The sequence below is a fragment of the Pseudomonas sp. UMAB-40 genome (genome assembly GCF_900095275.1).
GTDB lineage: Bacteria > Pseudomonadota > Gammaproteobacteria > Pseudomonadales > Pseudomonadaceae > Aquipseudomonas > Aquipseudomonas mandelii_B.
On sequence record NZ_LT607570.1, the window covers coordinates 92,457 to 117,324 of the forward strand.

At 60.5% G+C, this 24,868-nt stretch carries 20 protein-coding genes; 15 read left to right on the top strand and 5 right to left on the bottom strand.

Translation table 11 applies throughout. The features are described from left to right. Positions 1 to 79 precede the first annotated feature (79 nt). The 5 genes from K0F88_RS24890 (at position 80) to rarD (ending at position 6,006) form a co-directional block, all read left to right on the top strand. Positions 80 to 820, top strand: coding sequence for a ComF family protein (locus K0F88_RS24890; protein WP_094470311.1), 741 nt, complete (start codon positions 80 to 82; stop codon positions 818 to 820). A gap of 188 nt (positions 821 to 1,008) precedes the next feature. Then, positions 1,009 to 1,773 (top strand): TOBE domain-containing protein, encoded by a 765-nt coding sequence (locus K0F88_RS24895; protein ID WP_094470310.1) that lies wholly within the window; start codon positions 1,009 to 1,011, stop codon positions 1,771 to 1,773. 58 nt (positions 1,774 to 1,831) lie between these two features. Next, positions 1,832 to 3,733: a PhoX family phosphatase gene (locus K0F88_RS24900; protein ID WP_219096953.1), complete on the top strand. Its 1,902-nt coding sequence runs from the start codon at positions 1,832 to 1,834 to the stop codon at positions 3,731 to 3,733. Positions 3,734 to 3,940: 207 nt separating this feature from the next. Continuing rightward, positions 3,941 to 4,915, top strand: coding sequence for a serine/threonine protein kinase (locus K0F88_RS24905; RefSeq protein WP_219096955.1), 975 nt, complete (start codon positions 3,941 to 3,943; stop codon positions 4,913 to 4,915). Positions 4,916 to 5,118: 203 nt separating this feature from the next. Further along, positions 5,119 to 6,006: an EamA family transporter RarD gene (gene rarD / locus K0F88_RS24910; RefSeq protein WP_219096957.1), complete on the top strand. Its 888-nt coding sequence runs from the start codon at positions 5,119 to 5,121 to the stop codon at positions 6,004 to 6,006. 215 nt (positions 6,007 to 6,221) lie between these two features. Here rarD and K0F88_RS24915 read toward each other — a convergent pair whose 3' ends face one another. Further along, complete coding sequence (locus K0F88_RS24915) at positions 6,222 to 6,740, bottom strand: glycine cleavage system protein R (RefSeq protein WP_094470306.1); 519 nt, start codon at positions 6,738 to 6,740, stop codon at positions 6,222 to 6,224. 593 nt (positions 6,741 to 7,333) lie between these two features. On the opposite strand from K0F88_RS24915, the gene K0F88_RS24920 reads away from it, so the two are divergent. Next, positions 7,334 to 9,511, top strand: coding sequence for a malate synthase G (locus K0F88_RS24920; protein WP_219096959.1), 2,178 nt, complete (start codon positions 7,334 to 7,336; stop codon positions 9,509 to 9,511). A 57-nt stretch (positions 9,512 to 9,568) separates the two neighbouring features. Here K0F88_RS24920 and K0F88_RS24925 read toward each other — a convergent pair whose 3' ends face one another. Then, positions 9,569 to 10,027: a response regulator gene (locus K0F88_RS24925; protein WP_219096961.1), complete on the bottom strand. Its 459-nt coding sequence runs from the start codon at positions 10,025 to 10,027 to the stop codon at positions 9,569 to 9,571. Between the two features lie 255 nt (positions 10,028 to 10,282). Between K0F88_RS24925 and K0F88_RS24930 the strand changes: the two genes are divergently transcribed. From K0F88_RS24930 to K0F88_RS24970, 9 genes are all read left to right on the top strand, one after another. Continuing rightward, positions 10,283 to 12,223 (top strand): putative nucleotidyltransferase substrate binding domain-containing protein, encoded by a 1,941-nt coding sequence (locus K0F88_RS24930; RefSeq protein WP_219096963.1) that lies wholly within the window; start codon positions 10,283 to 10,285, stop codon positions 12,221 to 12,223. After that, positions 12,220 to 12,936: a PolC-type DNA polymerase III gene (locus K0F88_RS24935; protein WP_219096965.1), complete on the top strand. Its 717-nt coding sequence runs from the start codon at positions 12,220 to 12,222 to the stop codon at positions 12,934 to 12,936. The genes K0F88_RS24930 and K0F88_RS24935 overlap by 4 nt, the downstream gene beginning before the upstream one ends. A gap of 239 nt (positions 12,937 to 13,175) precedes the next feature. Beyond that, the gene (locus K0F88_RS24940; protein ID WP_094470301.1) at positions 13,176 to 13,694 is read left to right on the top strand and encodes an RNA polymerase sigma factor; all 519 of its coding nucleotides are present in this window, start codon (positions 13,176 to 13,178) and stop codon (positions 13,692 to 13,694) included. After that, complete coding sequence (locus tag K0F88_RS24945) at positions 13,691 to 14,662, top strand: FecR domain-containing protein (protein ID WP_219096966.1); 972 nt, start codon at positions 13,691 to 13,693, stop codon at positions 14,660 to 14,662. Before K0F88_RS24940 ends, K0F88_RS24945 begins: the two co-directional genes overlap by 4 nt. A 151-nt stretch (positions 14,663 to 14,813) precedes the next feature. Continuing rightward, positions 14,814 to 17,240 carry a TonB-dependent siderophore receptor gene (locus K0F88_RS24950; protein WP_219096968.1) on the top strand — a complete coding sequence of 809 codons (2,427 nt, stop codon included), beginning with the start codon at positions 14,814 to 14,816 and terminating at the stop codon, positions 17,238 to 17,240. Between the two features lie 72 nt (positions 17,241 to 17,312). Then, on the top strand, positions 17,313 to 18,443 hold the full coding sequence (locus K0F88_RS24955) for a PepSY domain-containing protein (RefSeq protein ID WP_219096970.1): 1,131 nt from the start codon (positions 17,313 to 17,315) through the stop codon (positions 18,441 to 18,443). Beyond that, a complete protein-coding gene (locus K0F88_RS24960; protein ID WP_219096971.1) occupies positions 18,440 to 18,619 on the top strand; it encodes a hypothetical protein in 180 nt (59 codons plus the stop codon). Before K0F88_RS24955 ends, K0F88_RS24960 begins: the two co-directional genes overlap by 4 nt. A gap of 337 nt (positions 18,620 to 18,956) precedes the next feature. Beyond that, a complete protein-coding gene (locus K0F88_RS24965) occupies positions 18,957 to 20,252 on the top strand; it encodes an MFS transporter (protein WP_219096973.1) in 1,296 nt (431 codons plus the stop codon). Between the two features lie 183 nt (positions 20,253 to 20,435). Beyond that, on the top strand, positions 20,436 to 21,065 hold the full coding sequence (locus K0F88_RS24970) for a glutathione S-transferase (RefSeq protein ID WP_219096975.1): 630 nt from the start codon (positions 20,436 to 20,438) through the stop codon (positions 21,063 to 21,065). 223 nt (positions 21,066 to 21,288) lie between these two features. Here K0F88_RS24970 and creD read toward each other — a convergent pair whose 3' ends face one another. The 3 genes from creD to creB form a co-directional block, all read right to left on the bottom strand. Next, positions 21,289 to 22,659, bottom strand: a complete 1,371-nt coding sequence (creD, locus tag K0F88_RS24975) for a cell envelope integrity protein CreD (protein WP_219096977.1) — start codon at positions 22,657 to 22,659, stop codon at positions 21,289 to 21,291. Positions 22,660 to 22,768: 109 nt separating this feature from the next. After that, positions 22,769 to 24,187: a two-component system sensor histidine kinase CreC gene (gene creC, locus K0F88_RS24980; protein ID WP_219096979.1), complete on the bottom strand. Its 1,419-nt coding sequence runs from the start codon at positions 24,185 to 24,187 to the stop codon at positions 22,769 to 22,771. Beyond that, positions 24,187 to 24,867 (bottom strand): two-component system response regulator CreB, encoded by a 681-nt coding sequence (gene creB / locus K0F88_RS24985; protein ID WP_219096981.1) that lies wholly within the window; start codon positions 24,865 to 24,867, stop codon positions 24,187 to 24,189. The genes creC and creB overlap by 1 nt, the downstream gene beginning before the upstream one ends. Between the last annotated feature and the right edge of the window lies 1 nt (position 24,868).

Here is a 24,868-nt window from a genome sequence, read left to right on the forward strand (position 1 = left end):
TGTTTATGCTTGGCAAGCGACTGGGGAAGGGAATACCCACAGACGCGACACGGATGTTCGGCATATTTAAGGAAGAGTGATGCGCTGTCAACCACGATACGTAGGACCGGTTTACATCTGGTTAAACAATAACCAACACTGCTTGCTCTGCAGCGAAGCCACCGAAGACGTCAGGCCCATCTGCATGGCCTGTGAAACCGACCTGCCCTGGCTGGGCGATCACTGTCAGACCTGCGCCCTGCCCTTGCCTGCGTCGGGCCTGACGTGCAGCCCCTGTTTAAAGCTGGCGCCGGCTTTCGAGCGGGTCGCCGCGCCCTGGACGTACAGCTTTCCGGTGGACACATTGATCACGCGCTTCAAGCACAGCGCCAAGTGGCCGTTTGGCCGCCTTCTCGGCGAACTTCTCGCGCAGTTCCTGCAACATCGCTTCGATGAGGACCTTGATCGGCCCGACGCTCTGGTCCCTGTTCCGCTGGCTGCAAAACGCCTGCGTCAACGGGGTTTCAACCAGGCCGCGATGCTCGCCCGCTGGCTCAGTAGCAGCCTCGACATCCCTTGCGATGAAAAACTGCTGCTGAGGATTCAGGACACCAGCGCGCAACAGGACCTGAATGCCGATGCGCGCAAAAAGAACCTGCGCAATGCCTTTGCCCTGGGGCCTGATGCGTCCATCAAGGGTCGGCATCTGGCGATAGTGGACGACGTGCTGACCACCGGTGCCACGGCTCAGGCCCTGGCTCGCCTGTTGATGGATGCGGGCGCGGCACGGGTCGATGTTTATTGCCTGGCCCGCACACCCAAACCCGGTGACGCAAACTGACGTAAAGCCATGCACAAAACCTGTGGGAGCGAGCCTGCTCGCGATGGCGGTGTATCACACATATCAATGGTGACTGTGATGGCCTCATCGCGAGCAAGCTCGCTCCCACAGGGAAAATGGGCTGACTTGACTCCCAGGCTTCCAGCCGCCAACGTCCTCCCCATCGCCACAGCCCAAAGCGCCTCGCCATGTCCTTGCCCACCTTGTTGTCCCAGCACATTGTCCGTCGCCCGCAGCGCATCGCGTTGCTGCAGCACATCGCCGAACAGGGCTCGATCACCCGAGCCGCGAAAAGTGCGGGGCTGAGTTACAAGGCGGCGTGGGACGCTATCGATGAGCTGAACAACCTCGCGCAGAAACCGCTGGTGGAACGCAGCGTCGGCGGCAAGGGCGGTGGTGGCGCCAAGCTGTCAAGCGAAGGCCAGCGAGTGCTGCGCCTCTATCAAAAGCTGCAAGCCTTGCAGGCCCAGATACTGGAAGCTGCCGAAGATGCCAGCGACCTGGACCTGCTCGGTCGGCTGATGCTCAGAACCAGCGCGCGCAATCAATTGCACGGCAAGGTCGTCGCGATCGATAACCAGGGGCACAACGACCGGATTGGCCTCGAACTGGTCGAAGGCTTAACCCTCGATGCGCAGATCACGCACGACAGCACCCTGCGCCTGGAGCTGGGGACCGGCACCGAAGTCGTGGCCCTGATCAAGGCCGGTTGGCTGGAGTTGCTGGGCATCGATCAACAAGCAACACCGGGCAACAACGTCCTGAATGGCACCATCGAACAAATACTCGACGCCCAAGACGGCCCCAGCGAAGTGCGCATTGGCCTGCCCAACGGCCAGACTCTCTGCGCGCTGGCCGAGCCGCAGCACCTGAAAAGCCAGGGTCTTGCCACCGACAAACCGGTGCGGGTGCAGTTTGCGCCGTCCAACGTATTGCTTGGTACACCGCTCTGAAACATAAGCTTCATGATTGCTCTTTAAGGTGGCTGCAAAAACCAGCAGGGAGCCTGATGTGAGCCTATTAGAAGAAAACCAGTCCACCGACCTCGAGAAAATGGTCGGCCTAAGTCGCCGTGGTTTCATCAGCGCCGGCGCCCTCTGCGGTGCGGCCATGTTCCTCGGTGGCAACCTGCTGAGCCGCAGCGTGCTGGCCGCGAGTGTCAGCGCAGGCTCCAGCAAACTGTTGGGTTTTGACAGCATCCCCGCCGCCACCAGCGACGCCATCACCCTGCCGCCGGGCTACAAGTCTTCGGTGCTGATCAGTTGGGGCCAGCCACTGCAAAAGAACGGTCCGGCATTTGACCCGAGCGGTAACGGCACCGCCGAGCAGCAGGAAGTCCAGTTCGGTGACAACAACGACGGCATGAGCCTGTTCGAATTTCCGGGTGAGAAAGACCGGGCGCTGATGGCGATCAACAACGAATACACCAACTACCGTTATCTCTATCCGCACGGCGGCATGCCGCAGTCGGCGCAAGAGGTGCACAAGGCACTGGCCTGCGAAGGCGTGTCGGTGATCGAAGTGCAACGCAAGAACGGCCAGTGGCAATTCGTCCAGGGCTCGCGCTACAACCGGCGCATTCACGGCAACGCACCGATCAGCCTGAGCGGCCCGGCTGCCGGCCACGCACTGGTGAAAACCAGCGCCGATCCGCACGGCAAGAATGTCCTTGGCACCTTCCAGAACTGCGCCAACGGCAAGACGCCGTGGGGCACGTACCTGACCTGCGAAGAGAACTTCACCGATTGCTTCGGCAGCAGCAATGCCGAGCAGAAGTTCGATGCCGCGCAGAAGCGCTACGGCGCAGTGGCGGCCAGCAAAGAGATCAACTGGCATCAACACGATGAGCGGTTCGACCTGGCGAAAAATCCGAACGAGCTCAACCGTCACGGCTGGGTCGTGGAAATCGACCCGTTCGATCCGCAATCGACGCCGGTCAAACGGACCGCGCTGGGCCGCTTCAAACATGAAAACGCTGCGCTGGCTGAAACCCATGACGGTCACGCCGTGGTGTACATGGGCGACGATGAGCGCGGCGAGTTCATCTACAAGTTCGTCAGCCGCGACAAAATCAACCACAAAAACCCCAAGGCCAACCGCGACCTGCTGGACCACGGCACCTTGTACGTGGCGCGCTTCGATGCGGGCGACGGCAACGCTGATCACCCCAAAGGCAAGGGCGAATGGATCGAACTGACCCACGGTAAAAACGGGATCGACGCCAGCAGCGGTTTTGCCGATCAGGCCGAAGTGCTGATTCACGCACGCCTCGCGGCCAGCGTGGTGAAGGCCACGCGCATGGACCGCCCGGAATGGATTGTCGTCAGCCCCAAGGATGGTCAGGTCTATTGCACGCTGACCAACAACGCCAAGCGTGGCGAGGACGGCCAACCTGTGGGCGGGCCGAACCCGCGCGAGAAGAACGTCTACGGGCAGATTTTGCGCTGGCGCACTGACCGCGACGATCACGGCTCGAAAAGCTTTGCCTGGGACCTGTTTGTGGTCGCCGGCAACCCGGGCGTCCACGCCGGCACGCCGAAGGGCGGTTCGTCGAACATCACGCCACAGAACATGTTCAACAGCCCGGATGGCCTGGGCTTCGACAAGGCCGGGCGGTTGTGGATTCTCACCGATGGCGATTCAAGCAATGCCGGGGATTTTGCCGGCATGGGCAACAACCAGATGCTGTGTGCCGACCCGGTGACCGGGGAGATTCGTCGGTTCATGGTTGGGCCGGTGGGCTGCGAGGTCACGGGGATCAGCTTTTCGCCGGATCAGAAGACGTTGTTTGTCGGGATCCAGCATCCGGGGGAGAACGGCGGGTCGACGTTCCCAGAGCATCTGCCCAATGGCAAACCGCGGTCTTCGGTGATGGCGATTTCCCGTGAGGATGGCGGGATCGTCGGCGCCTGATCGGGCCTCTTCGCGGGCAAGCCCGTTCCCACAGGGTTCCAGAGTGTGCACACTATTTGGCAAACACTGGAGATCACTGTGGGAGCGGGCTTGCCCGCGATGGCGTCAGCCAAAACAACACACGACTCAAGCCTTAACACTAAAGACGCCCCGTCTGCGCTACCATGCTTGGCCGGACGCGGCAGCCTGCTGCGCGCAGGAGTCAGCATGGCCCACCCGTTTGCAACCCTCACCCCAGACCTCGTGCTCGATGCCGTCGAAAGCATCGGCTTTCTCAGCGACGCGCGCATCCTGGCGCTCAACAGCTACGAGAACCGTGTCTATCAGGTCGGCATCGAAGACTCCGAGCCACTGATCGCCAAGTTCTACCGCCCACAACGCTGGACCAACGAAGCGATTCTCGAAGAGCACCAGTTCACCTTCGAACTCGCCGAGTGCGACGTGCCAGTGGTGGCGCCGATGATTCACAACGGTGCCAGCCTGCACGAACACGCCGGGTTTCGTTTCACTCTGTTCCCCCGCCGTGGCGGCCGTGCGCCGGAGCCGGGCAATCTCGATCAGCTGTATCGCCTGGGCCAACTGCTCGGCAGGCTGCACGCCGTCGGTGCGACCAAGCCGTTCGAACACCGTGAAGCACTGGGCGTGAAGAATTTCGGTCACGATTCGCTGACCACCTTGCTCGAAGGCAATTTCGTCCCCAAGAGCCTGCTGCCGGCCTACGAGTCCGTGGCCCGCGACCTGCTCAAGCGCGTGGAAGAGGTCTACAAGGCCACGCCGCACCAGAACATCCGCATGCACGGCGATTGCCACCCCGGCAACATGATGTGCCGCGACGAGATGTTCCACATCGTCGACCTCGACGACTGTCGCATGGGCCCGGCGGTGCAGGACATCTGGATGATGCTGGCGGGGGATCGTCAGGAATGCCTCGGTCAGCTGTCGGAATTGATGGACGGCTACAACGAATTCCACGACTTCGACCCACGTGAATTGGCGCTGATCGAACCGCTGCGCGCCTTGCGCCTGATGCATTACAGCGCCTGGCTCGCCCGCCGCTGGGACGACCCGGCGTTCCCGCACAGCTTTCCGTGGTTTGGCAGTGAAAGGTATTGGGGGGATCAGGTGTTGGCGTTGCGTGAGCAACTGTCTGCGCTGAATGAAGAACCCCTGAAACTCTTCTGACACACCGAAAACCCTGTGGGAGCGAGCTTGCTCGCGATGACGGCAGCACATTCAACATCGATGCAAGCTGAGACACCGCCATCGCGAGCAAGCTCGCTCCCACAGGGATTGTGTTCACAATGCCCAACCTAATCAGGCAGGACATCCGCAAACAAATCTCCTTACAATCCCCTCTTTGTTAGCTGCCTAAGCAAGGATTCTGCATGCAAGCTGCCAACCCGCGTCGCGGGTATATCCTGGGCCTGAGTGCCTACATTATCTGGGGCCTGTTCCCGATCTACTTCAAAGCCATCGCCTCGGTGCCGGCCGTAGAAATCATCATCCACCGCGTGTTGTGGTCGGCATTGTTCGGCGGCTTGTTGCTGATGGTCTGGAAACATCCGGGCTGGTGGCAGGAGCTGCGGGACAACCCGAAACGCCTGGCGGTCCTGGCCCTGAGCGGCACACTGATTGCGGCCAACTGGCTGACCTACGTCTGGTCGGTGAACAACGGGCGCATGCTCGAAGCCAGCCTCGGTTACTACATCAACCCTCTGGTAAACGTGCTGCTGGGGATGTTGATCCTCGGCGAGCGGCTGCGGCGGATGCAGTGGATCGCGGTAGGACTGGCGGCGGTCGGTGTGGCGCAACAGGTTTGGCAAGTCGGCAGTCTGCCGTGGGTGTCGCTGGTGCTGGCGCTGACGTTTGGCTTTTACGGCCTGATCCGCAAGCAAGCGCCCGTCAAGGCGCTGCCCGGCCTGGTGGTGGAAACCTGGATGCTGGTGCCGATTGCCATTGCCTGGCTGCTGTTCAATCAGACAGCCATGAGTGCTCAACCCGAGTTCTGGACCACATCCGAAGCCTGGTGGCTGGTAGCGGCCGGGCCGGTGACGCTGGTGCCCCTGGTGTGTTTCAACGCCGCCGCACGGCATCTGCCCTACACGACGCTGGGATTCCTCCAGTACTTGGCGCCGACGCTGGTGCTGTTGCAAGCCGTGCTGCTGTTTGGCGAGCATTTGTCGTCCAGCACGCTGGTCGCGTTTATCTTTATCTGGGCCGGCCTGGCGGTTTACAGCGTCGATGCGGTGATCAGTATGCGTCGCCGCAGCTGATCAAAAAACACACAAACCTCTGCGAGCCACGTCCTTCGTGGCCTGCATGGATCCTTCCCAAGGTTATCCACAGCGTGATCCCCGCCGTTTGTGCGCAACTTGTTGAAACTGATGGTTTTTTGATCAGATCTTGAAGAAGCCCGGCCGGCGTGGGCTGGCGGGCTGTCTCTACAGGTTATCCACAGGCAGGTGCACGTTTAACTTGGATAACCCTGTCAGGGTTCGCTGCGCAGCACCAATTCCACCATCAAATCGTCGGCCAGGGTTTCCAGCCGCGACTGCAAGACATCCAGCGACAAGGTCAGCGGCACTGCCAGAATCGCTTCGGCGTGAAACAACGGCTCGCTGCTCATCGGTGCCGGACGCACTTCGGTCACCAGACGCTCCAGGTTCACACCTTGTTCACTCAGCAGGCGAGTGATGTCACGGACAATCCCCGGGCGGTCATTGCCCACCAATTCCATGGCAATCGGTTTCCAGGTGCAGGATTGCTCGATGCCGCTTTCGGCGATCAGCACACGAATGCCGTGGGCGGACAACGCCTTCAGGGCATCGACCAGTTCATCGTAGGCCTCGGCCGGCACGCCCACCCGAAGAATCCCGGCGAACTGCCCGGCCATGCGCGACATGCGGCTCTCCAGCCAGTTACCGCCATGCTCGGCAATGCATTGGGCAATGCGCTCGACCTGCCCAGGCTTGTCCGGAGCGAAAACAGTGAGTACGAGGTGGTCCATGGCGCAGCCCTCTTTTGTTATAGAAAAAGAAGTATAGGCAAGGGACCGGAATCAGCCCGGCACTGCTTTTCTTTGGCGAGGGAGCTTGCTCCCGCTGGGGCGCGGAGCGCCCTCCTGCAATGATCCAGAAAGACCGCGTTCGCTTATTTTGCGACTGCCTCGCAGCTGAACGGGAGCAAGCTCCCTCGCCACAAAAGCTAAGCGCCATAGCAGTGCATTAAAGATTATGTGTACAAGTTTTTATATTTAACTGGAACAATCCAATAGTTTTTTGAGAACATCCCGTGCCCCGACGTGACCGCAATGCGTCATGGGGTCGCAGAACGACGTAATTAGTCTAATTTTCACAAGCGCAATTCATCATGTAGTATGCCGCAGCGCGCACTACATAACGTTGGATCGATGTCTGCCACAGGCACACTCGCAGCCCTGAAAGCCCTATCAGCAAGGCCTCAAAGCCGTTGATCGGTTCCATCCCAGCCGCCCGAAATGGCATGTACTGGTGGAGGGGGTTTGTGGTTTAAATAGCCAGAGGCTTCATTGTTAATTTGAAGAGCTGAAAAGCGAAATAGCTGAGCAGAGTGAGGCAAGCAATGACTGAACACGTTCAAGTCGGTGGCCTGCAGGTCGCCAAAGTCCTGTTCGACTTCGTGAACAACGAAGCCATTCCCGGTACCGGCCTCACCGCCGATAAGTTCTGGGCCGGTGCCGACAAGGTCATTCATGACCTGGCGCCGAAGAACAAAGCCCTACTCGCCAAACGCGATGATTTCCAGGCTCGTATCGATGGCTGGCACCAATCCCGTGCCGGTCAACCACACGACGCTGTGGCCTATAAAGCCTTCTTGCAAGACATCGGTTATCTGCTGCCAGAAGCGGCTGATTTCCAGGCAACGACGCAAAACGTCGATGACGAAATCGCCCGCATGGCCGGTCCACAGCTCGTGGTACCGGTGATGAATGCCCGTTTCGCGCTCAATGCCTCGAACGCCCGCTGGGGTTCGCTGTACGACGCGCTCTACGGCACCGACGCCATCAGCGAGGCCGACGGCGCGGAAAAAGGCAAAGGCTACAACAAGGTTCGCGGCGACAAAGTGATTGCCTTCGCCCGCGCCTTCCTCGACGAAGCCGCGCCCTTGGCGGCCGGCACTCACGTCGACTCCACCGGCTACAAGATCGTGGACGGCAAACTGGTGGTCGCCCTTAAAGGCGGCAGCAACACCGGCCTGCGCAACGACGCCCAGCTGATCGGTTTCCACGGCGATGCAGCCGCACCGACCGCGATCCTGCTGAAAAACAACGGCCTGCACTTCGAAATCCAGGTCGACGCCAGCACCCCGGTCGGCCAGACCGACGCTGCCGGTATCAAAGACATCCTGATGGAAGCCGCGCTGACCACCATCATGGACTGCGAAGACTCCGTCGCTGCTGTCGATGCCGATGACAAAGTGGTGATCTACCGCAACTGGCTCGGCCTGATGAAGGGCGATCTGTCGGAAGAAGTCTCCAAGGGCGGTCAGACTTTTACCCGCACCATGAACGCTGATCGCACCTACACCGGTGTCGATGGCAAGGAACTGAGCCTGCACGGTCGTTCGCTGTTGTTCGTGCGCAACGTCGGTCACCTGATGACCATCGACGCGATTCTCGACAAAAACGGCAACGAAGTGCCGGAAGGCATTCTCGACGGCCTGATCACCAGCCTCGCGGCGATCCACAGCCTCAACGGCAACAGTTCGCGCAAGAACAGCCGCACCGGTTCGGTCTACATCGTCAAACCGAAAATGCACGGCCCGGAAGAAGCCGCGTTCACCAACGAGCTGTTCGGTCGCATCGAAGAAGTGCTCGACCTGCCGCGTAACACGCTGAAAGTCGGGATCATGGACGAGGAGCGCCGCACCACGGTCAACCTCAAGGCCTGCATCAAGACCGCCAGCGAGCGCGTGGTGTTCATCAACACCGGTTTCCTCGACCGCACGGGCGACGAAATCCACACCTCCATGGAAGCCGGCCCGATGGTGCGCAAGGCCGACATGAAGGCCGAGAAGTGGATCGGTGCCTACGAGAATTGGAACGTCGATATCGGTTTGAGCACCGGCCTGCAAGGTCGTGCCCAGATCGGTAAAGGCATGTGGGCGATGCCCGACCTGATGGCGGCGATGCTCGAACAGAAAATCGCTCACCCGCTAGCTGGTGCCAACACTGCCTGGGTTCCATCGCCGACCGCCGCCGCGCTGCACGCGCTGCATTACCACAAGGTCGACGTGTTCGCCCGTCAGGCCGAGCTGGCCAAACGTGCCCGCGCTTCGGTGGATGACATCCTGACCATCCCGTTGGCCGTCAATCCAGACTGGACCGCGGAACAGATCAAGAACGAACTGGACAACAACGCCCAGGGCATTCTCGGTTACGTGGTGCGCTGGATCGACCAGGGCGTGGGTTGCTCGAAGGTGCCGGACATCAACGATGTCGGCCTGATGGAAGACCGTGCGACGCTGCGCATTTCCAGCCAGCACATCGCCAACTGGCTGCGTCATGGCATCGTCACCGAAGAGCAAGTGATGGAAAGCCTCAAGCGCATGGCGCCGGTGGTTGACCGCCAGAACGCCAACGACGCGCTGTATCGCCCGCTGGCACCGAACTTCGACAGCAACATCGCCTTCCAGGCGGCAGTCGAACTGGTGGTTGAAGGCACGAAGCAGCCGAACGGCTACACCGAGCCAGTCTTGCACCGTCGTCGTCGCGAGTTCAAGGCTGCCAATGGCCTGTAACTAAGCGCTGACGCCGGATAAAAAAGGCCCTGATCGAAAGATCAGGGCCTTTTTTTTTCAAATCGGTTCTTGCACATCCATTCCCAACTCATGCTTGACCAGCGCCACCAGCTTGCCGGTATCGACAGGTTTGAGCAGGAAGTCGACCACGCTTAAATGCATGGCGGCAATCGCGTCTTGCACATCGGCGTCGCCGGAAACAATGATGATCGGCATTGCCGCCCTAACCGACTCACGCACCTGGCGGATCAGCTCCAAGCCATCGATGTGCCCCATGCGCAGATCGGTAATCACCAGGCCGATCGCGGGTTTCTCGCTCAACATCTTGAGTGCGGTTTCGCCACTGGCTGCGGTCATGCAGCGGATACCGTCCAGACCAAGAATCTCTGACAACAGCTCCCGTGCATCTTTATCGTCGTCGACGATCAGCACACGCTGCGGCGGCAAATCGGGTTCGAGCATGATCGCACTCAGCGCCTCGCGCTCGGCATCACTCAAAATATCGTGGTCGGACATGGCTTTCTCTACGTTTTCATTTCAATTCCCTAGCACATCCGTCAGACATTGCTAAGCAGGCCTTCAATGTGCACTTCGTCGGAAAGTTTTCCTATAGCAAATGTAGGAGGTTTTTCGCACAGTTGCGTCAGACATTTCCTAACTTCCGACGCCTGCACGCCCCGACCTAGACTTACGTCCAATGGGCACCCTGCGCGCAGGGGCCGACCATGGCTGAGTCATCCGACAACAACAATTCAAAAAAAGACTGCGGTCATGGTTATGAGTAAAGCGGACGCCTTCACCCAGGCAGGGAAAACCGCGGTGTTGCAGAACATCCAGGGCACTTTGCAATTCCTTCAGCGCTTCCCGCCCTTCAACCAAATGGAACACGCGCACCTGGCGTACCTGGTTGAGCAATGTCAGATGCGTTTCTACGCCCCTGGCGAGAGCATCATCAAACCTGCCGATGGGCCGGTCGAACATTTTTACATCGTCAAACAAGGCCGGGTCGTGGGCGAACGCCCGCATACGGCCAAGGGCGGCACCGAAACTACCTTTGAAATCACCACCGGCGAGTGTTTCCCCCTCGCCGCGCTGCTGGGTGAGCGTGCGACCCGCACCGAACACCTGGCGGCAGAAGATACTTTTTGCCTACAGCTGAACAAGCTGGCGTTCATCAAGTTGTTCGCACTTTCCACCACGTTTCGCGACTTTGCCCTACGCGGTGTCAGCAGCCTGCTGGATCAGGTCAATCAGCAAGTCCAGCAAAAAGCTGTGGAAACCCTCGGTACTCAATATTCGCTGAACACGCGGCTGGGCGAATTGGCCATGCGCCATCCGGTGACCTGCAGCCCCGCCACGCCATTGCGTGAAGCCGTGACCCTGATGCATGAGCAACAGGTCGGCAGCATCGTGATTGTCGACGAGCACAAAGCCCCGCTGGGCATTTTCACCCTGCGCGACCTGCGCCATGTGGTGGCCGACGGCACTGACGACTTCAACGAAGCAATCGAACGCCACATGACCCAAGCGCCGTTTTTCCTGTCGCCGGATCACAGTGCCTTCGACGCAGCGATCGCCATGACCGAGCGCCACATCGCCCACGTCTGCCTGGTGAAAGACCACCGTTTGTGTGGCGTGGTGTCCGAGCGCGATCTGTTTTCACTGCAACGAGTCGACCTGGTGCACCTGGCGCGGACCATTCGCAGCGCCCAGAAACTGGAAAACCTGGTGGCGATACGTGGCGAGATCGGTCAACTGGTCGAACGCATGCTGGCGCACGGTGCCTCTTCGACCCAGATCACCCACATCATCACTTTGCTCAACGATCACACGGTGTGCCGGGTGATCGAACTGACACTCGCCGAGAAAGGTGACCCCGGCGTTCCGTTCAGCTGGTTGTGCTTCGGCAGTGAAGGCCGCCGTGAACAGACGCTGCACACCGATCAGGACAACGGCATTCTGTTTGAAGCCCGGGACGCGGCGCATGCCGCCGAAATTCGCGGCAAATTACTGCCGATTGCCCAGCAGATCAATCAGAGCCTGGCGCTCTGCGGCTTCACGCTGTGCAAGGGCAACATCATGGCCGGCAACCCTGAACTGTGTTTGTCCCGGGCCGAATGGGCGCGGCGTTTTGCGGCGTTTATTCGTGAGGCGACGCCGGAGAATTTGCTGGGATCGAGCATTTATTTCGACCTGCGCGTGGTCTGGGGCGACGAGCAAGGCTGTGACCAGCTGTGTCAGGGCATTCTCGATCAGGTCAACGACAACCGGCTGTTCCAGCGGATGATGGCCGAGAACGCCTTGCGCAACCGTCCGCCCGTGGGACGTTTCCGTGAGTTCGTGCTGGCACGCAAGAATGGTGAGAAAGCCACGCTGGATCTGAAGGTCCAGGGGCTGACGCCTTTCGTCGATGGCGCTCGATTGCTGGCCCTGGCCCATGGCATCGAGTCCAACAATACCCTGGAGCGCTTTCGCGAATTGGTGGCCAAAGAGGTCATTGAACGGCTGGACGGCGCCGCGTATGAAGAGGCCTATCACTTCATCCAGCAAACCCGCATGCAGCAGCATCAGCTACAGACGAGGGAGAACTTGCCCTACTCCAACCGGGTCGATCCAGACAGCCTCAATCATCTGGACCGACGGATCCTGCGTGAATCCCTGCGCCAGGCTCAACGCCTGCAAAGCAGCCTGGCCCTGCGGTATCAGCTATGAGCCTGTTTTCATGGTTGCGCCCGGCAGGCCCAAGCCTGACCGCTGAACTCCAGCAACGTCTGCAACGTCTGCAACGCTTGCCCTCGGCGGCCGAACTGAGTGAATGCAGCCTGCGCGAGCAGCGTTGGGTGGTGCTCGACCTGGAAACCACTGGCTTGAACCTGAACAAGGACCGGGTGTTGTCCATCGGCGCGGTGGTGATCGAAGACGGGGCGATCGATTTCAGCCAGCAGTTCGAACGCACGCTGCAATGCGCCGATATGAAGGTGGGGCCCGCCGTGTTGATTCATGGACTGGGGCCTAGCGCGATTGCTGCTGGCAGCGATCCGGCTCAGGCCTTGGTCGAATTCATGGAGTTCGTCGCAGACAGCCCGCTGCTGGCGTTTCATGCGCCGTTCGATCAACACATGCTGGGGCGTTCGCTGAAAGATCATTTGGGTTACAAGTTGCAGCATCCGTTCCTGGATGTGGCGGATATCGCGCCGCTGCTCTGTCCTCAGGCGCACATTCGCGATGCCGGACTGGATGAGTGGATCGACTGGTTCAAGCTGGAGGTTTTCGAACGGCACAACGCCAGCGCAGATGCGTTAGCCACGGCGGAGCTGGCGTTGATTCTGTTCAGCCGGGCGCGGCAGCAGCAGATTCATAGCCCGTTGAATTTGCAGCAGCGGTTGAGCCAGTGGAAACGGCGGCAGCGGGCGCCGTCCTTTTAGCCTTGCGGTGCCTGTTCTGACGCCTTCGCGGGCAGCCTCGCTCCTACAGGTTTTGTGTCGATCTGTGGAACTACGACATCCTGTAGGAGCGAGGCTTGCCCGCGAAGAACGATCACGCGGTCCAACTGAAGCCCCCCATCAAAAACCACCTGACCAGTGGCCAATTGCTTACCTCCCCCGCCTCTGCCACAATCGCGAACAATTCTCGTTAGTTAACACTTCCCAATCGGTGATGCTGCGTGTCGTCAGTCCAAAGCCCCCAAAGTGAGCTCGTTGGTGCGTTGTATCGCGACCATCGCGGTTGGCTATTGGCCTGGCTGCGACGCAATGTGGCCTGTCCGCAACGGGCCGAAGACCTGAGTCAGGACACCTTCGTGCGCTTGCTGGGCCGTGATGAGCTGAAGGAGCCTCGCGAACCGCGGGCGTTTCTGGTGGCGATCGCCAAAGGCTTGCTGTTCGACTATTTCCGCCGTGCAGCGCTGGAACAGGCCTACCTTACTGAGTTGATGCTGATCCCCGAAGGCGAACAACCGTCGGTGGAAGAACAGCAACTGATCCTCGAAGACCTGAAAAACATCGACCGCCTGCTCGGCAAGCTTTCAAGCAAGGCCCGGGCGGCGTTTCTCTATAACCGTCTCGACGGCCTCGGCCATGCGCAAATCGCCGAGCGCCTGGGTGTGTCGGTGCCCCGGGTTCGCCAATACCTGACCCAAGGCATTCGTCAGTGCTACATCGCGCTGTACGGTGAGCCGGTATGAGCCCGGCCAGTTCCAAACCGGTATCAGCCCACGTGCTGGATGCCGCGATTGCCTGGCAATTGTCCCTGGATTCCGGCAGCCCGGTGGAGCGTGAAGAATTCGCCAAATGGCACGCCGCCCACGAGGAACACGCTCGGGCCTGGCGCCAATTGGGCATGCTCGATCAGCGTTTCAGCGTCGCCAACGGTCCTGCGCGCACGGCGTTATTGCAATCGCGCGAAAGCATTCGCCGACGGGTACGCACGCTCGGCAGTGGCCTGGCCAGCATCGTTGCAGTGATCGGCCTGGCGCTGTTCGCCGGTGATCGTTATCTACCCATCGACTATTGGCTGGCAGACCAGCGCACTGCCACCGGCGAGCAGCGCACCCTGCGCCTGACCGACGGCACGCTGATCAACCTCAATACCCACAGTGCGGTGGACGTGCGTTTTGACGAGAAGCAGCGACTGATCATCCTTCAGGAAGGGGAAATCCTCGTCGAAACCGGTCATGGCGATGCCCGGCCGTTTATCGTCGAAACTCGTGAAGGTAGCCTGCGCGCGCTGGGCACGCGGTTCCTGGTCAAGCGCGAGGACGACGGCACGCGGCTGAGCGTGTTGCAGTCAGCGGTGGCGGCCCATCCGCAGTCGAGCCCTGAAGAACAGATCCTGCGTGAAGGCCAGCAAGTGCTGATGCGCAGCAACGGCCTGGGGCCCATCGTCGCGCTGAACCTGGGCGCCGATGCCTGGACCCGCGGCATGCTGGTGGTGGACAACACACGACTGGAAGACCTGGTGCACGAACTCGGTCGCTATCGACGCGGGCATCTGGGTGTTGCGCCGGAGGTTGCTGACCTGCGGATCACCGGCAGCTTCCCCCTGCACGACACCGACAAGGCCCTGAGCGCGCTGCTGCCGACCTTGCCCGTGCAGATTGAGCAGCACACGCCGTGGTGGGTGACGGTGGCGAAGGCTGATGCGAAGCCCTGAAATTCTCGGAGCCTGAACCGACGCCATCGCCTCACCCTTAGAAACTCATCTTCTTTACTGAATCGAAATTATTTTCATCCAGCCCTATCACTTTTGGATTCTCGTCCGGCACCTAGGCAATTGAGAAATATTTCCATTCAGGAGCCGCTGTATGTCCCGTTCGCTAGACACCTTGTTGCGCCCCAGCTTGCTGGCCGTTGCCATTGCCCTTTGCGCCCCGCTGGCCAGCAGTCAGCTGATTGCCGCTGAACAGGCGTCCAGCGTTCGCGCCTACAACCTGCCGGTTGCGCCTTTGGCCAGCACGCTGAACCAGATCGCCAGCCAGGCGGGCCTCGCCCTGTCGTTGAACCCATCGCTGGCCGCGGGCAAGACTTCGGCGCCGGTCAAGGGCCAGTTCGATGCCGCCGGCGCCCTGCGTGAAGCCTTGCGCGGCTCCGGTCTGCAACTGGAGCAAAGCAGCGCCGGCACCTACAGCCTGGTCGCCATTCCCGAGGGCACGCTGGCCCTGCCGGAAACTGCGGTCATCGGCGTCGAAAATACTGAAAGCGCCTGGGGCCCGGTGGAAGGCTACCTCGCCACGCGCACCGCCGCCGGCACCAAGACCGACACCGCGCTGGTCGAAGCGCCGCGCTCGATTTCGATCGCAACCCGCCAGCAAATGGACGATCGCAATGTGCAGAACCTCGATGACGCCGTGCGCTACATGCCCGGCATCGTCGCCAGCAGCTACGGCAGCGACACCCGCGCCGACTGGCTACGGGTCCGGGGTTTTGAACCGACCCAGTTCCTCGATGGGCTGCCGCTGCCGAAAGGCACCTACGCCAACCCGAAACAGGAAACCTGGAACCTCGATCGCCTCGCCCTGCTGCGCGGCCCGGCGTCGTCGGTCTACGGCCAGACCCCGCCGGGTGGCTTGCTGGACATGGTCAGCCGCCGTCCAACCGCTGAAGACAGTCACGAGATCCAGCTGCAATACGGCAGCGATAACCAGCGTCAGATCAACTTCGCCAACACCGGCAAGATCGATGACGAAGGCCAGTTCCTCTATAGCCTGAGCGGCGTGGTGCGCGACAGCGGCACGCAGATCGACCACGTCGATAACAAGCGCTACAACATCGCGCCGAGCCTGACCTGGAACATCGACGAAGACACCAGGTTCACCCTGCTTACGCAATTCACCCGCGACGATACCGGCATCACAAGCCAGTTCCTGCCAGTGCAAGGCACCAAGATCGACATGCCGTTCGGCAAGGTTTCCCATCACAAGAACCTCGGCGACCCGGACTGGGAATACTACGACCGCACCTACTACGCGCTGGGCTATGCGTTCGAACATCGCTTGAACGACATCTGGCAGTTCAAGCAGAACCTGCGTTACACCAAATCCGATCTGTCGTTCCAGGGGCTCACTGTCGGCTCGTATCCGTTCACCCAGGTGGATAACGAAGGCAACGTCGGGCGCACCAGCACCATCGTCGATGAAGACATCAGCCAGTTCGCCGTGGATAACAATTTCCAGGCCGATTTCGCCACCGGCGATGTCCGTCACACCCTGCTGCTGGGTCTCGACCACCAGCGCAGCAACACCAACTACACCTCGATTTTCGGCGACGGGCTGACCACCAACGTCAACAACCCGATCTATGGCCAGCCAATCGTTCGTCCGCCGCGCTCTACCGCGTTCTACGACTACAACCAGAAGACCTACCAGACCGGCCTGTACGTGCAGGATCAAATGGCCCTCGACCAATGGCGCCTGACCGTCGGCGGACGTGAGGATTGGGTTCACACCAGCACCGAGTTCTTCAACAAGGGCGATGCCACCAACACCCAGCGCGACAAGAACTTCAGCGGCAACGCGGCGATCAGCTATGTGTTTGATTCGGGCTTTGTGCCGTACCTGTCGTACGCCGAATCCTTCCAGCCAACCATGGGTGCTTCGGCCACGGCCACCGACTCGTTCAAGCCGACCGAAGGCAAGCAGTGGGAATTGGGCATCAAGTACCAGCCACCGGGCAGCAACACCCTGCTCACCGCGGCGGTGTATGACCTGACCCAGAAAAACGTCTCGGTCACCACCACCGTCGGCGCGACACCGATCACCAGCCAGACTGGCGAAGTGAAGGTCAAGGGCCTGGAGCTGGAAGCGGTGTCCGACGTTACCGAAAACCTGAAAATCATCGCGGCCTACACCCTGGCCAAATCCGAAGTGCAAAAAGGCGACAACAAGGGCAATCGTCTGCAACTGATGCCTAACCAACAGGCTTCACTGTGGGCCGATTACACCTGGCACACCGGCGTGCTGGACGGCTTCGGTATTGGTGCCGGCGCTCGCTATACCGGCAACACCTACGGCGATCAGGCCAACACCTGGCTGGGCAAGGCCGACGCCTATACCGTGTTCGACGCCGCGGTCCATTACGACCTCGGCCGTCTGGACAACAGCCTGAAAGGCGCGTCCCTGGCACTGAACGCCACCAACCTGCTGGACAAGGACTACATCTCCACCTGTGACAGTTTCTACTGCTACTACGGCGACCAGCGCAGTGTCGTCGCCAGTGCAACTTACAAGTGGTAATTGCCTGAGCTGAAACGCTCCAAGACCAAGCCGTCCCTCGAGGACGGCTTTGGTATTTCTGAAGGCCATCAAATGAAAAGTAAAACAATTCGCCGCTGGTCGTTCATCCATACGTGGACCAGCCTGATCTGCACCGTGTTCCTGCTGATGCTGGCGCTGACCGGCCTGCCGTTGATCTTTCACCACGAGATCGACCACTTGCTGGGCGATGCCGCCGAGTTGAAGCACATGCCGGCGGACACCCCGCAACTGAATTTGCAGCAGTTGGTCCAGGCGGCGGAAAAACATCGCCCCGGCGAAGTCATGCAGTATTTTGGCTTCGACGAAGAAGAACCCAACGCGGCGATCGCCATCATGGCGGCCACCGCCGGCACGGAACCCAATTCGTCGCACACCTTCATGCTCGATGCCCGCACCGGCGAAGCGCTGGAGATGCCGTCGGCCAACGGCGGTTTCATGATGGTGATGCTGCGCCTGCACGTGGACATGTTCGCCGGGCTCCCGGGCAAACTGCTGCTGGCGTTCATGGGTCTGATGTTTGTCGTGGCCATTATTTCCGGGACGGTACTGTACCTGCCGTTCATGCGCCGTTTGAAATTCGCCACCGTGCGCCAGGACAAATCCACCCGCCTGCGCTGGCTCGACCTGCATAACCTGATCGGCGTGGTCACGCTGACCTGGGCGCTGGTAGTCGGGGTGACCGGCGTGATCAGTGCTTGCGCCGACCTGCTGATCGCCGCCTGGCGCAACGACGCACTGAGCACGATGATCGCGCCGTACCGCGACGCGCCACCGCTGACGCAATTGGCACCCGCGACCCGTTTGCTCGACATCGCCAAGGAAGTCGCGCCGGGTATGCAACCCGATTTCATCGCCTTCCCCGGCACGCGGTTTTCCAGCGAACACCATTACGCCGTGTTCATGAAAGGCAGCACCCACCTGACGTCGCACCTGCTGACCCCGGTGTTGATTGACGCCAGCACCCTGCAAGTCACGGCGGTGGCGGAGCGACCGTGGTACATGGACGCCATGGGCATGTCGCAACCCCTGCACTTTGGTGACTACGGTGGCATGCCGATGAAAATTCTCTGGGCGACCCTGGATGGGCTGACCATCGTCGTGCTGGGCAGCGGGGTTTATCTGTGGGTGGTGCGGCGCAAGGCGGCGAAACCTGCGCTCGAGCAAGCGGAGGCTCAAGCATGAGGCCGCGACAGTCGAACTTCTGGAAGGTCTTCGCCACACCCACCGTGATCGCGCTTCTCAGCGCCGCGGGGTTGTTCGCCGCGTTGCTGGGCGATGGGGTGTGGGATGCCTTGAGCTGGCTCGGCCTGGGTATTCCTGCTGTCCTGGCCCTGCGCGGCCTGCTGCCACGGCGTTGATCTAAACGGTTGTCGCAGCTGTCGAACCCCGGCGAGGCTGCGTTCGGCTGCGAAGCAGTCGTAAATCCGGCAGCCGGGTTGTGTCAGACAAACCGCGTTTCCCGGTCTGCGGCCGCTGCGCGACCGAACGCAGCCTCGCTGGGGCTCGACAGCTGCTCCAGGATTCAACACGACAGTCATACGACGACACCCTCTCCCGCCCGTCGCCTCGCACCGCAAATTCTCTGACATATTTATTGACAGTTTCGCCCTTGCACTTCTATAAAGGCACATGTTGTACGACAACCTACAACAAACTTGTTCGACACCAAACTCCAAAAATAATCATGGTGAAGCAATGAAAGTCAAAGGCATCCGCTGGTGGATGGTCGGCCTGGTGACGGCCGGCCTGATGGTCAACTACCTGGCTCGCAATACCCTGTCAGTGGCCGCTCCGACCCTGATGAGCGAAATGAATATCTCCACCGAGCAGTACTCGCACATCGTGGTCGCGTGGCAGGTTTGCTACGCGCTGATGCAGCCGGTGGCCGGTTACATCATCGATGCCATCGGCACCAAGATGGGCTTCGCCATCTTCGCCTTCGCCTGGTCGATTGCCTGTGCGGCAGCGGCGCTGGCGTCGGGCTGGCAAGGCCTGGCCTTCGTCCGGGGCCTGCTGGGCCTGACGGAAGCAGCCGGTTTGCCGGCGGCGGTCAAAGCCTCGACCGAATGGTTTCCGGCCAAAGAACGTTCGGTCGCGATCGGCTGGTTCAACATCGGCTCATCGATCGGCGCACTGCTGGCGCCGCCGCTGGTGGTCTGGGCGATCCTGAACAGTGGCTGGGAACTGGCGTTCCTGATCGTCGGGGGGCTGGGCATCGCCTGGAGTTTCCTCTGGCTGATCCTCTACAAACACCCCCGCGATCAAAAGCGCCTGAGCGACGAAGAACGCGACTACATCCTCAGCGGCCAGGAAGACCACTTCAAAGACCCGACCGCGAAAAAGGGTAGCTGGAAGAAGATCATCGGCAGCCGCAACTTCTACGCCATCGCCAGTGCGCGGATGCTCTCCGAGCCCGCTTGGCAGACCTTCAATGCCTGGATTCCGCTGTACCTGATGACCGAACGCCACATGAACATCAAAGAGATCGCGATGTTCGCCTGGCTGCCGTTTCTGGCCGCCGACCTCGGCTGCGTACTCGGCGGTTACCTCAGCCCGTTCTTCCACAAGCATTGCAACGTGTCGTTGTTCACCTCGCGCAAGATGGTCCTGTTGTTCGGCGCCTCGTGCATGATCGGCCCGGCCTGCATCGGCCTGGTGGCCAGTCCTTACACGGCGATCGCACTGTTGTGCATCGGCGGCTTCGCCCACCAGACGTTGTCCGGTGCGTTGTATGCGATCACCTCCGACTCGTTCGGCAAGAATGAAGTGGCCACGGCCACCGGCATGGGCGGGATGTTCGGTTACCTGGGCGCCGCAGCCTTCACCCTGGTGTTCGGCGTGATGGTGACCAAGATCGGTTACAGCCCGCTGTTCGTGGTGCTGGCGATTTTCGACATCGTGGCTGCATTCATCGTCTGGACCGTGGCGCGTGAACTGAAGCCACAAAAGAATGCCCCGGGTTCGCAAGCCGCATTGCAACCAGCCGCCTGAACCTGAACCCATGTGGGAGCGAGCCTGCTCGCGATGGCGGCCTGACATTCAACATGAGTGCTGAATGTGACGACCTCATCGCGAGCAGGCTCGCTCCCACAAGGATTTGCGTGCGTTGGTCATCTTGAGCTATCGCTTCAACGCGCTATGCTGCCCAGCACTGCCCAACACCGAGACGTTGCCATGTCCGCCCCCAGCATGACCCTGTTCCATAACTCGTTATCGCCCTTCGTTCGCAAAGTCATGGTGCTGTTGCACGAAACCGGTCAGACCGACCGCGTGGCGCTGCAAGACTGCGTGCTCACGCCGGTGAACCCGGACCAGACACTCAACGAAGACAACCCGCTGGGCAAGATCCCGGCCCTGCGCCTGGCTGACGGCAACGTCATCCATGACAGCCGGGTGATCCTCGATTACCTCGATCATCAACACGTCGGCAACCCGCTGATCCCTCGCGACGGTTCGGCCCGCTGGCGTCGTTTGACCCTGGCCTCCCTGGCCGACGGGATCATGGACGCTTCGGTGATGGTTCGGTACGAAGTGGCCCTGCGCGCTCCGGAAAAACACTGGGACGAATGGCTCGATGGCCAGCGCGACAAGATTCGTCGCGCGCTGGCGCTGTTGGAGAAGGACGCGATTGCCGAGCTGACCAGCCATTTCGATGTGGCGGCGATCAGCGTGGCGTGTGCGTTGGGTTACCTCGACCTGCGCCATCCGGATCTGCAATGGCGCGAGACGAACCCGCAGCTGGCGGCCTGGTATTTCGAGGTGAGTCAGCGGCCTTCGATGGTGGCGACGATGCCGAAGCTCTAGATCTTCGCCGACTGTACCGGCCTCATCGCGGGCAAGCCCGCTCCCACAGGGTCCTTGCCGTGCGCGAAATTCGTGTTCGCAGAAGATCCCTTGTGGGAGCGGCGGTGCGGCGATCCGACTTGCCCGCGATGGCACCCCACCGGATCCACAGGAAACAACACCGCAATCAGCGTCGCCAACACCTCCCCTTCCCGCTGGTCCTCGCGCAACCCCAACGACCGGCTCATTCCACCGCTCCAAGATCAAACGCCAGCGGCTTGGCCGGCTTCTGCCCGATCCCGTACCAATCCAGCTTGCGGGTCAGCACCATGAACACGCCGAGCAAGCCGAACAGCAACAACGAGCCCATCAACAGCGCGTAATCCTCGGCACTCAACAAGCCGTAGAGCAAGCCATACAATGCCGCCAACCCCGCCGAAAAGCTCAGGCCGTGACGCACGCTGCGCAGTACATGGCAGACATAGAACCCGATTAGTAACACGCAGCCACCGGCCGACAACAGATAAGCCAAGGCAAAACCGATGTGCTCCGACAGTGACAGCAGCAACAGGTAGAAGAACGCCAGCGCCACGCCCACCAATGCATATTGCACCGGGTGCACCGCCAGGCTTTTCAGCACTTCGAAGAGGAAGAAGCCGGCGAAGGTCAGCACGATGAACAGCAGCGCATACTTGATTGCCCGATCGCTCTTCAGGTACTGGTCCACCGGATCGATGAAACTCACGCCAAAGCTGCGGCCGCTGTACGCCTCGCACCCACCGCCGGACACACAACTGCTCAGCGCTTCTTGTAGGTTGGTGGAGAAAAACGAGGTCTGCCAGTTGGCGGTAAACCCCTGATCGGTGACTTCACGCTGGGCCGGCAGGTAGTTGCCGATGAAGCTTGGGTGCGGCCAGTTGGCGCTCAGCGACACCTTGCTGGTCTTGCCCACTGGAAGGATCTGCAATTGACCGGTGCCTTGCAGCCGCAGGTCGAAACCGAAGGTCAATTCCGTGGATTGCCTGGCATCCAGCGCTGGCAATGTCACGTGTACACCTTCGCCTAGCCAGCCCACCTGGGTCCCCGGAACGAAGTCCAGCCGCTGGTCATTGAGTTCGAGTTTCAGGGCGTTTTCGATGCCGCGAATGTCGCTGATACCGACCGCCAGAAACGGCTGATCGAACTGGTAATCAGCGAAGTCTTCCTTGATGCCCAGTTGCGCCGGGACTGAGAAATGCCCGCTGATGCGGTTGTCGGCGTGGAACAGCCGCGCCTCGTAAATGCCTCGGGAGCGCAGTTCGGTCTGCACCTGCCCGTCGAGTTCGAAGCGTTCCGGGAGGAAATACAGACGACCTCGCTCCTCACCGATGTCCTGGTAGCGCTGGTTGGTTTTCTCGTTGAGTTTCCAGGTGCGCACCACTTTGCGATACGGCACCACCATCAGCGGCCCGCTCAGTTGCTGGCTGTAGCTGGAACTGCGGGCAATGTCTTCGAGCACACCGTCGCGCAATTGCTGGCGGTCCTGAATGACGCCGTTGATCATCAGCAACGGGATCAGCAATAGCAGAATCAGAAGGGCGATTGCCCCGAGTTTTAGGGTCAGGCTGCGGTTCATGGGACTCTCCCTGTTTGGATGGGGAGAGTCTGGGATGGGTGTGTGGGGGATTTATGGGGGCAATATGTAGATTATGTGGAGACTGGGCCGACCCAATCGCAACTCGGTCCTAAGCCAGGCGCAACCTGACTTCAACACCACCCTCGACATTGCCGACGCTCAATGCCCCGCCATGTAACTTGACCACTTCTTCCACAAAGTTAAGCCCTAACCCGGTGCTCTTGCGCCCACTGTCCGGGCGCGGCAGCGAGTAAAAACGCTCGCTCAAACGCGGCAACGCATAGTCGGGAATCGCCTCGGCCTGGTTGAACAACTTGAACTCGATCTGCTCACCGACCCTCTCGGCGCTGAACCGCAGCAAGCCCTGAGGCGCAGTGAAATCCAAAGCATTCTCCAGCAGATTCCCCAACGCCTGACGCAACAGAAACGGCTCGCCATGCAGGGTGATATCCGGCGCAATCAGCTGTTCCACATGCAACTGCTTGCTTTCGATCCGCGCAGCCTGGGCGATGAGCAATTCATTCACCAAACCCGCCAACGGCACCGCCACCCGCTCTTCCAGCCCTTGACGCTGTTCAACCTGGGCCAGGTTCAGCAACCGCTCAATCAACTGCTGCATCCGCACACTTTCGCTGTCGATGTTACTGACGAAACGCTGCTGCTGAGCCAACGGCATTTCACCTTGCAGCAACTCCGCTGCACCGCGAATCGCCGCCAATGGGCTTTTCAATTCATGGGTCAGGGTGTGCACATAACGCTCGACGTAGGCTTTGCCTTCCAGCTGCGTTCGCATCTGCTCCACCGCCGTGGCCAGTTGCTCCAGCTCCCCGCCACGATAATGCGGCACCTCGACGCGACGCCCTTCGCTGACGGCCTGTGCATAAGCCGTCAACCGCCGCAGGGCCGCGCTCAACCACCACGACAACAGCGCGCCGAACAGCAGGCCCAGGCCGATCAGTCCGGCGCCATAGACGAGTAATCGACGTTCGGTGCGATCAACGTAAGGCTGCAACGAACTGTTGGGCTTGGCCACGGTGACCACGCCGATGATCCGGCCGTTGTCGCGAATCGGCGCGCCGACGTGCATCACCGAAGAGGTCGCATCGTTGGGATCGCTGCGGGTGGAACGTGCGCCGTATTCACCGCGTAGCGTCAGGTAGACGTCGTTCCAGCGCGAGTAATCCTGCCCCATCGCCGCGCCACTGGAATCCAGCACGACGATGCCTTTGGCGTCGGTGACGTAGATGCGGTGGTTGACCTGATTCTTTGGCAAGCCCCAGATGCTTGCCTTCGGCTGCCGTTCGCCGTAGGCCTTGAGCAGTTCGGGCCAGCGGTTCTGGTTGAGGGTGCCGGCCTTGAAATCATCACGCAGGATTTCGGCCATCAGGTTGGCGGTGTCGACCAGGGTTTCTTCCGTGGACTGACGCACGCCGGGGCGAATTTCTTCCATCACGGTATTGAGCACGAAGTAACCGGTCAGGCCGATAAACAGCACGTAGACCAGGAAAATCCGGATCCCCAATGGCATCAGCTGTGCCCCGGGCTGTAACTGTAACCGAGGCCGCGATGGGTGTGGATCGGTTCGGCGTCGGCCTTCACCAGACGCAATTTGGCGCGCACGCTTTTGATGTGGCTGTCGATGCTGCGCTCGTAACCGGCATCGGCGGCGACCCCCAGCGCATCGAGCAATTGCTCGCGGCTGAAGACGCGTTCGGGTTGTTCCAGCAGGCACTGCAGCAGACGGAATTCGTGCCGGGTGAGGCTCAAGGGCTGATTGCGATAGCTGATCTGCACGCGTTCGCTGTCGACACGAAACAACGCCGATGAGACGTCGGCCACCAGTCGCGGCGCCATTCGCTTGAGAATCGCCCGGACCCGCGCCGCGACTTCCCGGGGACTGAACGGCTTGACCACGTAGTCGTCGGCACCGATTTCCAGGCCCACGACGCGGTCGATTTCCGCATCACGGGCGCTGAGGAAGATCACCGGCACGTCGCTGAAACGCCGCAGTTGCTTGCAGGTCTCGAAGCCGCTGATGTCCGGCAGGCCGATGTCGAGAATGATCAGGTCGGCCGGGGTCTGGCGCTGATGCTCCAGCGCCGCCGCGCCGAGGCTCAACCAGGTGGTGGTGAACCCCTCGCCCTGCAGCGCGAATATCAGGGTGTCGGCAATCGCCGCTTCGTCTTCGACAATCAGGATATGAGGCATG